This window comes from Microcoleus sp. Pol12A5 (assembly GCF_036701435.1).
Lineage (GTDB): Bacteria > Cyanobacteriota > Cyanobacteriia > Cyanobacteriales > Microcoleaceae > Microcoleus.
On sequence record NZ_JAUBQU010000146.1, the window covers coordinates 1 to 12,956 of the forward strand.

Annotated in this window: 9 protein-coding genes; 6 read left to right on the plus strand and 3 right to left on the minus strand. The window is 46.4% G+C overall.

The features are described 5' to 3' along the window. Positions 1–1,012: FAD-dependent oxidoreductase (locus tag QUA45_RS25125; RefSeq protein ID WP_333222454.1), on the minus strand; the 1,012-nt coding region annotated here is incomplete at its 3' end. Positions 1,013–1,076: 64 nt separating this feature from the next. Then, complete coding sequence (locus tag QUA45_RS25130; protein WP_333222456.1) at positions 1,077–1,271, minus strand: hypothetical protein; 195 nt, start codon at positions 1,269–1,271, stop codon at positions 1,077–1,079. Positions 1,272–1,326: 55 nt separating this feature from the next. Here QUA45_RS25130 and dnaK point away from each other — a divergent pair, with 55 nt between their 5' ends. The 5 genes from dnaK (at position 1,327) to QUA45_RS25155 (ending at position 8,455) form a co-directional block, all read left to right on the plus strand. Beyond that, positions 1,327–3,423: a molecular chaperone DnaK gene (gene dnaK, locus QUA45_RS25135; RefSeq protein WP_333222458.1), complete on the plus strand. Its 2,097-nt coding sequence runs from the start codon at positions 1,327–1,329 to the stop codon at positions 3,421–3,423. Between the two features lie 124 nt (positions 3,424–3,547). Next, a complete protein-coding gene (locus QUA45_RS25140) occupies positions 3,548–4,717 on the plus strand; it encodes a J domain-containing protein (protein WP_333222460.1) in 1,170 nt (389 codons plus the stop codon). A gap of 414 nt (positions 4,718–5,131) precedes the next feature. Beyond that, a complete protein-coding gene (locus tag QUA45_RS25145; RefSeq protein WP_333222462.1) occupies positions 5,132–7,567 on the plus strand; it encodes a dynamin-like GTPase family protein in 2,436 nt (811 codons plus the stop codon). Positions 7,568–7,772: 205 nt separating this feature from the next. Next, on the plus strand, positions 7,773–8,213 hold the full coding sequence (locus QUA45_RS25150; RefSeq protein ID WP_333222464.1) for a KGK domain-containing protein: 441 nt from the start codon (positions 7,773–7,775) through the stop codon (positions 8,211–8,213). Beyond that, entirely contained in the window at positions 8,210–8,455 is a 246-nt protein-coding gene (locus QUA45_RS25155; RefSeq protein WP_333083209.1) for an HNH endonuclease, read from the plus strand. Before QUA45_RS25150 ends, QUA45_RS25155 begins: the two co-directional genes overlap by 4 nt. A 91-nt stretch (positions 8,456–8,546) precedes the next feature. Here QUA45_RS25155 and QUA45_RS25160 read toward each other — a convergent pair whose 3' ends face one another. Continuing rightward, a complete protein-coding gene (locus tag QUA45_RS25160; RefSeq protein WP_333222466.1) occupies positions 8,547–12,359 on the minus strand; it encodes a sugar-binding domain-containing protein in 3,813 nt (1,270 codons plus the stop codon). A 229-nt stretch (positions 12,360–12,588) separates the two neighbouring features. Between QUA45_RS25160 and QUA45_RS25165 the strand changes: the two genes are divergently transcribed. Continuing rightward, positions 12,589–12,956 (plus strand): PAS domain S-box protein (locus QUA45_RS25165; protein WP_333222468.1); only part of this gene is annotated, 368 nt, incomplete at its 3' end.

Sequence of the window (12,956 nt, forward strand, 5' to 3'; positions counted from 1 at the left end):
CGCTGAGTACATTAGCCGCGACGACAGCATCTTGAATAGCATAGTTAATTCCCACACCGCCTACGGGCGACATGACGTGAGCGGCATCCCCAATTAAGAGCAAACCGGGACGATACCAGCGGGGAAGGCGACTCGATTCTACCGACAGAAAAGAAATTTGCGACCAATCTTTCAGTTGCTCGACCCTATCGGCAAATTCTGGTGCTAATTCAGCAACAGATTTTTGCAAAGCTTCTATTCCTGATTCGCGCAATTTCTGATAGCTGCCTTTCAGAATAATGTAACCGAGTTGCCAATAATCCAATCGGTCGATCGTGACTAATAAATGACCTCCAACAGCTCGACCTCCCACGCCGGAATCTTTGACATCATGCGGGCTGCGCGGCAAACGAAACCACAGGACATCCATCGGCGGGGAAGTTTTAATCGGTTCAAAACCTCCTAATTGGCGGAGGCGGGAAAAGCGACCGTCTGCACCGACAGTGAGGGTCGATCGCACTTCATGCCATCCCCCGCGTCCCCGGTATCGAATTCCGCACACAACCCCATTTTCTACGATCGTTTCTTGGACATTAGCTCCCATTACTAGCTGGAAACTGGGGTAGCGCTGCGCTTCGGCAGTGATGAATTCGAGAAACTTGACTTGGGGAAGGATAGTGATGTAAGGATACTTGGTTTTGAGACTGGTCAAATCTACGAGTGTGGCGGTATTTCCAGCAGCTTGGATGGTGAGTTTGTGCATTTTTGTATGGGGCAATTCCAGCAATTTTTCTGCTAAACCCAATTGCTCCATAATTTCCATTACTGAGGGATGCAGCGTATCGCCGCGAAATTCTCGATCGAAATCTTTGTGTACTTCTAGCAGCATGACGGGAATGTTTTGCCGCGCTAAAAGTAATGCTAAAACAGCACCCGCAGGCCCACCTCCGACAATGCAGCAGTTGGTATGCTGCACGTCAACGATCGAGTGTTCTTGACAGGCTTCGGAATTTTGAACAGAGTTGACAGTCATATTTTTATGTTCCTGTTCGCTCAACAATCCTGCTAGCTGCTTTTAGTTTAGCAAAAGGCAGTAGTTAATCAATTCTCAACTTTTTTTGCTCTCTAAACATGGACATACACGGCTTGCCCAAGTTGACACTCTTACTCCTAAAGGCGATCGCAGATCCAACAGCGGAGCGATCGTACCCAGCCAACCCCAGCCAGGGCCCCAAGTGAGGCAATCCCCCTGCAGCCCCCGCTTCTCGACGCGGTACAATAAATGCAATCATACTTAACGCTTATATTGAAAAGGCTACACACAACGCCACAGGAGAAAACTGACGCATGGGTAAAGTAGTTGGCATTGACCTCGGAACAACAAACTCAGTAGTAGCCGTCATGGAAGGCGGCAAACCGGTTGTGATTGCCAATGCAGAAGGGATGCGGACAACTCCCTCGGTAGTCGCTTTCACAAAGGAAGGAGAACGCCTGGTGGGACAGATGGCCAGACGCCAGACTGTTCTCAACCCGCAAAACACCTTTTACGCCGTTAAACGGTACATCGGACGCAAATATACCGAACTGACTCCAGAATCAAAGCGCGTCCCTTACACAACTCGCCGGGACGAAAACGGGAACATTAAAATCAAGTGTCCCCGCCTGAAAAAAGATTTTGCCCCAGAGGAAATTTCGGCGATGGTTTTGCGGAAACTGGCCGATGAAGCCAGTCGCTATCTCGGACAAGAGGTAACGGGGGCTGTAATTACTGTTCCCGCTTATTTCAACGACTCGCAGCGACAGGCGACGCGCGATGCGGGACGAATTGCCGGACTTGAGGTCAAACGGATTTTAAATGAGCCGACAGCGGCTTCTTTGGCTTACGGTTTGGAGAGGCGAGAAAGTCAAACTATTTTAGTGTTTGATTTGGGCGGCGGTACTTTTGATGTGTCGATTTTAGACGTGGGAGACGGAGTATTTGAAGTTAAAGCAACTAGCGGCGACACTCAATTAGGTGGCAATGATTTTGACTCCAAAATAGTTGACTGGTTGGCAGATCAATTCTTAGAAAAAGAAGGAATTGATTTGCGTCGCAACCGCCAAGCTTTGCAGCGCTTGATCGAAGCGGCAGAAAAAGCCAAGATTGAACTGTCGGGAGTCGGTGTCACGGAGATTAATTTGCCGTTTATCGATGCGAATGAAGATGGGCCTTTGCATCTGGAAACGCGGCTGACTCGCGGTCAATTTGAGGGGTTGTGCACAGATTTGGTGCAGCGGCTGCGGCGACCAGTCAAACAAGCTTTGGCGGATGCAAATTTGAGTCCTTCTCGCATTGATGAAGTTGTGCTAGTCGGCGGTTCGACTCGCATTCCTTTGGTGCAGGAAGTGGTTCGCAGTTTGATAGATCGAGAACCAAATCAAAATGTGAATCCCGATGAAGTTGTGGCGGTGGGTGCGGCAATTCAAGCGGGTATTTTGGGTGGGGATGTCCGCGATGTGCTGCTGTTGGATGTGACGCCGCTGTCGCTGGGTTTGGAAACTATCGGCGGGGTGATGAAAAAACTGATTCCGAGGAATACTACTATTCCCGTCAGGCGATCGGACATTTTTTCGACTGCTGAAAACAACCAAACTGTGGTAGAAATTCACGTGATCCAAGGGGAACGGGAATTAGGCAGAGATAATAAGTCTTTGGGACGGTTTAAACTAACTGGAATTCCGCCGGCACCGCGAGGGATTCCGCAGGTGCAAGTAGCTTTTGATATTGATGCTAACGGGATGCTGTTGGTGACTGCTTTGGACAAAACAACCGGCAGGGAACAAAGCATTACTGTGCAAGGTGCTTCGACGCTGACTCAGCAGGAAGTGAATCAAATGATTCGCGATGCGGAACAATTTGCTCAAGCCGATAAGTTGCAGCGGGAAAAGGTGGAAAAACGCAATCGCGCTGAAGCTTTAGCTTATCAAGCCGAGCGGCAGTTGCGGGAAGTTGCGCTCGATCGCGGAATGCAGTTTGCTCAAAGAACCCGCCAGCGAATTGAAACTTTAATTCGTGAATTGCGAGACAGTTTGGAACGCAATGATGAGCGGGGAGTTGACCAAGTTGGTTCGGATTTGCAGGATGCTCTTTACGATTTGAGCCGGGAAGTTTCCGCGTTTGCGATGGATGACGATGATGACGATTTCTTTGAGTCTGTGAAGCGGACTTTTACGGGCGACAGTACCAAGCGGCGCAGCGATGACAGCAGCTATTATACCAATCCTAAGCCGTACAGGCGATCGACTGTCGATCCAATTCCCGATCGACCCTACGATCGACCCTACGATCGCACCGGCGATCGCATGGGCGATCGTATGGGCGATCGTAGAAGCAGTGCTAATCGCCCCACTCGCCCTTATCAAAATCAAAGCGACGATTGGGATGATGACGACGATTGGTTGTAATTAGTGGTTAGTCATTAGTCCCTAGTCATTAGTCCCTAGTTTGAAGCAGGGAAGCAGCATGACTAATGACTAATGACTAATAATTAATAACTAATGACTAATAACTAATGACTAATGACTAACTATGCAGAATTTTCGCAATTACTATCTAATTTTGGGAGTGCCCAAAGATGCCACGGCTGATGAGATAAAAAAAGCTTATCGACGGCTAGCCAGACAGTTGCACCCTGACGTAAATCCAGGTGATAAATCTGCTGAAGATAGGTTTAAGGATATTAATGAAGCTTATGATATTCTTTCCGATCTAGACAAGCGCGCTCAATACGATCAGTTTAGTAAATTTTGGAAACAAAAGGGATTTCAAGGTAAGCAAGGGGTGCGACTTCCCAATTTCAAAACTTGGGGAAACAGTAAAACTACCCGGAAAAAACCGGCCGAAGATGTCGATTTTAGTGATTACTCGGATTTTAATAAATTTCTCGACCAAGTGCTCGGAAGGCGCCGGGAAGTGAGGATGGCGACAGCGAATGATGCACCGGGAGTAGCCTCCTCTGAACCGTGGAGTACGGCTTCTAAGAAAACGAGTTATGTTGCTAATTCTCGCCCACCTAGAAGGGATGTGGACGATCGCGAAATGCGACGAGAAACAGAAGATCGCGAAATGCGACGAGAAACAGTCGATCGAGAAATGCGACGGGAGATAGTCGATCGAGAAATCAGAAGGGATATAGCCGATCGCGAAATGCGACGGGAAATTAGAGAAACAGTCGATCGCGAACCAAGAAGAGACATTGAAGCCAGGCTAACTCTGCCTTTGGAAAGGGCTTATTCGGGCGGTACTGAGCGAATTCGTTTGGAAGACGGGCGAGCGATCGAGGTAAATCTGCCTCCTGCTATGGTATCAGGCCAGCGGATTCGCTTGCGAAATCAAGGTATTGGCGGCGGAGATTTATATTTAAAAATCACGGTTTCTCCCCATCCATTTTTTCGATTGGAAATGTCGGATGTTTGCTGCGAATTGCCACTGACTCCCAGCGAAGCGGTGTTAGGCGGAGATATTGAAGTACCGACGCTGGACGGCTTGGTAAAGATGAAATTGCCACCGGGAGTAACGTCTGGAAAGCGGTTGCGGCTGGCTAACAAGGGCTATCCGACAGGAAATGGTGATCGGGGCGATCAATTAGTAGAAATTCAGGTGTTAATTCCCAAAGAAATTAGTGAGGAGGAACGGGAATTATACGAAAAGTTGCGGCAGGTTGAGTCTTTTAAACCGCGTCAGGATTTATCGGTTTAATGTAGAGTAAGCAAGGCGCCAGTTTAATTTTCTAGGGGCGCAATAATGCGCGCCTTACTACTAATTGTGTACGAAAAATTAGGAGATGCTTGGCTAAATTTTACTGACATATCACATTTAGCCACTTGGCTGTAAATAGATGATATCAAATCCGTGGGCATACCAATTATTCCTCTTATTCCTCTCTCTCTTCTCTAACTCAGCGCCCTCTGCGGCCTCTGCGGTTTAATAATTCCGAAACAACCGTAAACGATAGGATTTGTCGCCAGAATAGCCGTTAGCGCAGCCCTCGAAGAGGATCGCACTTTCAGCAATCCTGAATCGCATAAGTAAAATTACTGTTGTGATTATTCCTGAACTAGCAGAGAATTAAAACTAAGGTAATTTTCCCACAATCAGGAGCAGTCTGCAGCGATGACTCAAATGGCCCCTCAATGCAACAATCTGCAAGAGCAAGTAGACTCTTTACTGCAACTGCTGCGTCAGGAATCGTCTTTGCGACAACAAGATATTACGGCGGTACAAGCTTCTCTGAAAAAGGCAATTTCTCCTGAGTTTGAAATTGTGTTTGCGGGCGCTTTCAGTGCGGGAAAATCAATGCTAATTAATGCTTTGCTGGAGCGGGAATTGCTCTACAGTGCAGAAGGACACGCGACAGGTACGGAATGTTATATCGCCTTTGCTGAGCCGGAAAAAGAGCGCGTTGTTCTAACTTTTTTGAGCGAGTTTGAGATTAGCCAGCAAGCTTCTGTGCTTTGCCATCAGCTAGGTTTAGCTACTGAAATTAATATTAATCAAACAGATGTAGTGTCGCTGTTGTCTCAGGGATGTAACATAATTATTGAGAGGGAAGGCGGCGAAAATAAATCCGAGGTAGCCAAAAAAGCTAAGGCTTTGATGCTGCTGTTAGAAGGTTTTGAGGCTAATCGCGATCGCATCCAAACTCTCGAAAACGCTACCTACTCTATGGAACAGTTTAACTTTTCCAATCTCAAGGAAGCGGCTAGTTATGCGCGTCGCGGTAGTAACAGTGCTGTACTCAAGCGAGTGGAATATTACTGTTATCATCCGCTGCTGCAAGATGGCAATATTATTATCGATACGCCGGGAATTGATGCGCCGGTGCAGCGGGATGCAGAATTGACTTATGATAAGATTGAAAGCCCCGATACTTCGGCGGTTGTCTGCGTTTTGAAAGCGGCTTCGTCTGGGGAAATGACGACGGAAGAAACCGAGTTGATGGAAAAGACACGGGGAAATCCGGGAATTCGCGATCGGCTGTTTTACATTTTCAACCGCATCGACGAAACTTGGTACAACACGCAACTGCGACAGCGCTTAGAAAATCTGATTAATTCCGACTTTCGCGATACTGCGAGAGTTTACAAAACTAGCGGATTGTTGGGATTTTACGGGAGTTTGATTCGAGGGACAACAGGGCGCGATCGCTTTGGTTTAAATACAATCTTTGCCAGCAGTCAAGGGCGAGTTTCTGGAGATGATAAATTAGATTCTGAATTGCTCGGTAATAGTGAAGAAACTCCGCAATTTGTTAGTGAATTTAATCGCTACTGTGCGAATTCCGGCAAGTTATCTCCAAGCAAATTTCGCATTTCAGTTAACAGTTACGAAACACCCAATGAAAACTACGTGCGGATTCTTGCAGAACAAGGACAACCATTAATTGCTCAATTAATTCAAGATAGCGGTATCGAAGATTTTCGCACAGCCATCACCCGTTACCTCACAGAAGAAAAACGCCCGCAACTGTTCAAAAATTTAGCTGACGACTTAGAAGACTTGTGCATTCAACTGCGGAAACATTACCAAACAATTCAGCGGAATTTGGACAGCCAGCCCCGCGAAATTGAAGCAATGAAAGCACAAGAACTTTTGCGGCTAAATCAAGAATTGCAGCAAGTCGGACAGGATTTTCGGGAACATATCGCCGAAGAAGTCAATGAAATGATTATGAATAAATGCGATATTTTCGATACAGACTTTCGGCAACTGCAATCTCGGATGAGCCGGCGCTTGGATGAATTGTTAGATGGATTTTCTGTTGAGGCGGCTTACGGACGCACTTTGCGGAATCATCCCCGCAATGCGACAGCACCTTTAATTGCTGTTTTAGTTGAGGCACTTTACTATTTAGCCAATCAGTTGGAAGATATTTTAGTAGAGGCTACTAAGTCACTTGTTGATAATTATTTTCAGTATTTGAAAGATAGCGTTCGCAAGTCGGAATACTATCGATTACTCTATCGGTTGTTGGGGAACGATGGGGGAATTGAACAGCAGTTAGAGGAGTTATCAAAGCGGGTTTCTGATGCTTTGGTAAATGCGGCGGGCGTTGAGTGCGATCGCTACGTGCGAGAAAGTCCCCGTTTTTACGACGAAGGCACATTTTCCATTTATCAATTCCGGGAAACATTGCAGCAAACTTCTCAAGGTTTCGACTGCGAAAACATGGTGGACGCCCAACCGGCAATTCGGCAATTATTGCGGCTAGATTTTGAGCCGAAAGTATCGAGAACTATTCGGCAAACTTTCCGCCAAACTGTCAACCAAACCCTGAAAGAGCATTTGTTGCCGCTGGCCCAAAAGCAAGCTGATGATATTTTGCAGAAATACAGTCAAGCCCGCGATTATTTGGAGCAAACTTTGGCACAGGAGGCGGAGGAAAAGATTGCTGGGAATCTGCGGCGGCAAGCTGAGAATGAAGAAAAGATCAAAGAGTACGATCGGGCAGTTTCGGGCATTAATAGTTGTTTGCAGGCAATGAAGTTGCACGAGCATTTGTTGCCTGTAATTGGACAAAATGATAGCGTTTCGGTGGATGGTGAATGATTGCAATTTTGGCGGAATTACGGCGATTGGAAATCGCGCCTACACAGACAAAACCCGCCTTCGCTGGTTGAAATAAAACATTCTTAGTCCGCGCAGGCGGACATTGTTTGTATAGACGCGAATTCTATTCGCCGGGGCTATTGTCAAAAGAGAGATGCTACTCTAAAATAGTTAGGATGACAGTTAAAAAAACTTAGAGATTAATATGAAAAATAAATTAGATTTCCACAACTGTGGCAATGATGATGCTGTATCTTTCGGTATGACAATGCTAAAAATGGAAAAACTCAGGAAAACAGTAAATAAACTTTTGTCTGAGTGGGATTTAGGAGAAACACTTGATGATTTATTAAGAAAAGAAAACCTAAATATAGATGTTCCTTGCAATCATCCGCAAAAAAATTGGTCATACGAAGAATGGTTTGGTCAAGGTATAGATTGTGAAATTCTCAGAGTGGGTGCTCAGGGCTGGAAGAAAGGAAAGATTAAGCTCAAACTCAATGTCACTATAGAGTTTTGCCCCGACGAACCAGACGTTGAAGAAACACCAGAAAACAATCAATTAGAAATCAGCCCGCCAGAATCACCACTTGACGATTTGCGCCGCCAACTTCTCAATCAAGAAAATCAACAGAACAATTCATGACTAAAACCCCTAGAATTCCCATTCCACCCGAAGTCAGAAAATACGTTTTCACCCGCAATAAATACCAGTGCCAAAGCTGCGGCCAAACGAAACTAGAAACCCAACTGACGATCGATCATATCATCCCCCTAGCGCGCGGCGGCAGCAACGACATCAGCAACTTGCAAACCCTCTGCGGCACCTGCAACCAAAAGAAAACCGACAAACTAGACCCCCGCTTCCGCCGTCACTTTGACCTTTGATTTTGATATTTAACAGTATAATAAAATCAGCATTATTCATCTCTCTCTTCTCTTCCTCTGCGTCCTCTGTGCCCTCTGCGGTTAAAAAATCCTACCATCGATAATACCGATAAGGATCATCCCCATTCTCAAAATCCGTTCTGTAATCCCAGTGATAAAACTCCCGACTCGAACCATTAAACACAGAACCATCCGCCTTAAAACTCGCCCCTAAATTAGCCAAAATCTGAGCATTTGCCCTGGTTTGCCGCCAGCGAGTAAAACGCAAATAAGTCTTAGTATCAGCATTCAAACTGTCCGGTTCAATCTGAGAGAAAATCGCCACACCCTTGCCAACTTTTACCCGACTTAACAAACCGTCAGCACCGACTTCTCCCCCAGACTTAATCAACCAAGTATCATAAAAAGAGCGCGATCGCAAATCTGAGGCGCTAACCCCCTTCACCTCATCCCAACTCGGAACCGCCAGCGAACCGCCGAAATCCTTCGCTTGCTGCAAATCCACGCCCAAACCCGCAGCAGGCACTTGACGCGGCAGGAAAAACGCCTTCCCGCCAGCATTCAAATAACCGCGCAAATCTGCATCTTTCAGATTCGCTTCTCTCCCCACAATCACCAAACCAACATCATTAGAAAGCGAACTAGCACGCTGATAAATTACCCCCAAACTATCCAACTTTTGGGCATCTTCATCTCCCCCTATTAAAACCACTTTATCCGGCTTTCCAACCACCGGAGAATTCATCCCGTAACTCACAATTTGTTGCACTAACTGCGCCGCCCCAGCATCTACAGAATAATGGTCTTCCAAATCCAACTCGTTTAAAATCAGCCGCCCTTTTCCGTAATCCAATTCCATCAGCGGCGAATAAGCTAAATCAAACTCAGATTCCAAAATTGGGCGCCAACCGCTGCGGTGCGGCTTCTCAATAGAAGCGCTACTGACACCGCCGCGATTTCCCCAATGCCAGCCGTACCAAGGTTTATTTGCCGGACTCAAATTAGGGCCAGTTTGGATCGTATCTGGATAAGCTTCAACCAGCGTGCTTTCCCCCACCCAATCCCGCAAATCTTCACTGTCTAAACCGCTAATTGCCGGATGGTTGCTGTCAACTGGATAAGCGCGGCGGCTGACGTGGGCAGCAACCCGGAAACCCGTATTTTCCAGCCATTGCCTCCGCTGAGGAAACACAATTGCTTTGCCGCCGTTTCGCACAAAATTTTCTAAACTTCCCGGCACTTTTTCCCCGCTAGAAAATGCTTCTCTACCGATAATTAATAGCGATGAAACTTGCGAACCGTTCCACGGTACAAGCTGATAACCTAACTGTTTTAACATTGCCCAGGTTTTGCCCGCTGGATCGAAAATTGTCACCGAATCTTTGATGTTAGATTGTTTGGGAAAAACGCGGAAAGCAAATGTATCAGAATGCGATCGCTCGCCCACCCGTGCCGTCAAGCGAATTTCGCCGTCAGCCTTGCTAGAAATGGTATTTGGCAAATTTACGCCTATTGGGAAAAATAGCGTGCCTGCCGGAGCAATTATCCCTTTGTTATCGCCTTTTTTTACTTCTTTTCCCCCTACCCAAACCTGCCACTTAAACGAAAATTCTTGCGCCGCCCGCGTATCGTTAATTAACACTACTTGCTTTGCCAGTTTTCCGCCTACAAACAAATTGCGATCTTTCGCGGTAAAAGCCGGGCTAGCACCAGCAATCCAAGCCAAAGTCGAGCTATTATTCTTCATAATTGCCTCGCCCCCTGGATGAACAGTGTAAGCTTCCGGCTGCAAATAATTCAGAAGATTATTCGAGATTTGCTTCAAATAAACTCCCCGGCGACCCGGTAGAAATGCCCCAATCTCCACCTTTTTTCGACCAGCTTCGGAAACTTCCCAACCATGTCCGTCATTCCAAGGAATCATCCCCCCAGACATTCCAAAAGTCCGCCAACTCCGCCAAGTATTTGTACTGAATAAGTGCTGCAACTTTTGAAAAGCTGGTGCAAAATCTAACTCTTTTTTACCATGCCAGTTTTGATACTCCTGACCGCTGACAAACTGCTCGCGAATTTTAGATTTATAAACGGCCGTTTCCCAATCGTAAGCCTGCTTGCCAAAATAAATTGCGGCAAACTCAGTCATCCAAGGTTCGCTGAGAATCACCTGACCAAAACCTTTGCGGTTCCGCATCATCGTTGCGTGCAGAGGAGTCCCAAACTCGACTGCCATGTAGGGCATTTCTCCGGTTTTACTCCACTCAGAAATCCACTCTTCCCGTTCTTGCAAGGGAATCATATTTAAATAAGTATTCAGCGCATAAACATCACCGAAGTGGGCGCCTTGGTGTACCATCACAGGTCTGGTTTGGTCTGCCGATTTAATCGCACCTATAGCGTCATTTCCTAGGGGAGTGTTCACCCGCAAACGCTGGTTTTCTGAGGGGCTGAGAGTTCCTTCTACTTTGCTTTTGCCGATGCGACGGGGATTTAGGTCGTCAGCGTTGCCGAAAAAATTAGGACTTGTCGCCCACATTAATACTGATGGATGATTGCGGTAGCGGCGCATTTCTGTCACCATTCGGGCTTTCCAGCGGTCGTTCCAGTAAGGGTTTTTCCACTTGCCGTTCCAAGCGATAGGACTAATATCTAAAGCGGGGGCCATAATGGGAAAACCTTTGAGGTCTGCTCTTTCGGAAAATAACTCTCTGAAGTGCCATCTACCCCGTTCGTCGTGATTCCAAGGCCACATTTCTGTTATGTTAAAACCTGCTTTTACGTAGCCATCAATTAGGCTATCAGCAACTTCTAATGTCCCGCCTTGCCAAGTATCCGAGTGCAAGATTGGTCGCAGCCGAAATTCAGTTCCGTTTAAGAAAAATTTGCGCCCTTCTATCCAAAATTCGCGGAAGCCAAAAGGTTGGTAGTATTGCGTGTCTATGCCGCTGCCTTTTACTTCTAATTGCAGGGTGTAAAGGTTGGGTTGCCCGACATCCCAAAGACGGGGATTTGGCCAATTCCACTGAACTTGTAGGGTTTGAATGGGTTTAGCTTGAACCTTAGAATTTGCGGTGAATTTTTGTTGTACTTTGCCTTCTTCGTCGAGCATTTCCGCGATTAATTCAACTTGACCGTTTTGGGCAACGTCTTTGAGTTCTACATCTAATTTAACTTGCTTTTTTCGGGTGGAAGTTTGGACGAATACGTCGCTAATTAGCGGGCCTGGGGGAAGGCTCAGAAGTCGCACTTCGCCGATGATTCCCCGCGATTGCAAGTTGAATTTTTCTGTGTAGATTTCTGTGGGGCCCATGATGACGGCTTTTTCCTTTTCATCGGATACTGCCACCACTAAAATAGATAGGGTGTTTTGACCTGGTTTTGCTACTTTGGTAATTTCAATAGTGCCGTAAGGCCAGGGGATTTCACCGCAGTTAATGCCGTTGACAAAGATGACTGCATCTGTGCTGACTCTGGCTAAGTCGAGAAAAATTCTGCGGTTTGTCCAGTCGCCGGGAATGTCTATATTTCTTTGATACCAAGCTTTTGAAAGTTGTTTGCTGTTGAAGTTTTCCCAATCTTTGCCGTTGCCGCGAGTGAGGATTCCGGGTACGGATTCGTTGTTTTCTTTTTGCCAGTCTCCGGGTACTTGGATGGAACCCCAACTTGGGGAGACGGGAGGGTTTTGGGGGTTGCCAACGGCGGGGACAAATTGCCAAATTCCGTTGAGATAGATTTGGGATCGTTTGTTGTCGATCGCCCCGGCGGCCAGGGTGGTAAGATTGGGGAAGCCGATCGATATCGCTGAGTTGCTGGCGAAGTTGGGATTTTGCAGCGCGTAACCGACAAATCCAAAGAGGGTGGCTGCTGCGAAAAATAACCCGATAATTTTTGCCAGCTTGTGATTCACTCGCTTATTGCTCCCAGAAATTAGATAATCTAATTTTTCCCTGAATCTATGATAGCAGTTGATTCAGCATAAATCCCCCTGCCAATCTGTCTCTGGGAAGATGGCACAGGACCGACAAATGTGGTTTTGTATAGAAAAAATAAATACTTAGTTTTAACTAAGTTTTAACAAGGTTGTTTCATCAACACAAGCAATAGTGCGATCGCGCCATCGCTACAGGTCAACAAAAATGAGCCAGTTTGAGGTCTTGCCCTTACCCATTAAATCTTACAGTATTGCTACATTTAGTGCCGGCACGGCTTTACTGCTGACAACTCTGTTACTGTTTTCCTTCCAGGCAGCTCCTGCAATCTTACTTTTGGCCGCTGCAATGGTTAGCGCTTGGTATGCTGGCTTAAAGTCCGCAGCACAAAAACTAGAAATAGAACGTAATATTATTTCCAAAGTAATTGACACGACGGCTTGCTTAATTGTAGTTCTCGACAGCCAAGGACGGATTGTCCGCTTTAACCAAGCTTGCGAAAAAACTACAGGCTACTCGACAGCAGAAGTAATCAATAAATATGTGTGGGATTTGTTCTTAATTCCCGAAGAAAT

Bases quoted from the DNA above. Each gene is read 5' to 3' on its own strand.
- QUA45_RS25130 (WP_333222456.1), bottom strand. From the start codon at position 1,271: ATGATTGCATTTATTGTACCGCGTCGAGAAGCGGGGGCTGCAGGGGGA.
- dnaK (WP_333222458.1), top strand. From the start codon at position 1,327: ATGGGTAAAGTAGTTGGCATTGACCTCGGAACAACAAACTCAGTAGTA.
- QUA45_RS25140 (WP_333222460.1), top strand. From the start codon at position 3,548: ATGCAGAATTTTCGCAATTACTATCTAATTTTGGGAGTGCCCAAAGAT.
- QUA45_RS25145 (WP_333222462.1), top strand. From the start codon at position 5,132: ATGACTCAAATGGCCCCTCAATGCAACAATCTGCAAGAGCAAGTAGAC.
- QUA45_RS25150 (WP_333222464.1), top strand. From the start codon at position 7,773: ATGAAAAATAAATTAGATTTCCACAACTGTGGCAATGATGATGCTGTA.
- QUA45_RS25155 (WP_333083209.1), top strand. From the start codon at position 8,210: ATGACTAAAACCCCTAGAATTCCCATTCCACCCGAAGTCAGAAAATAC.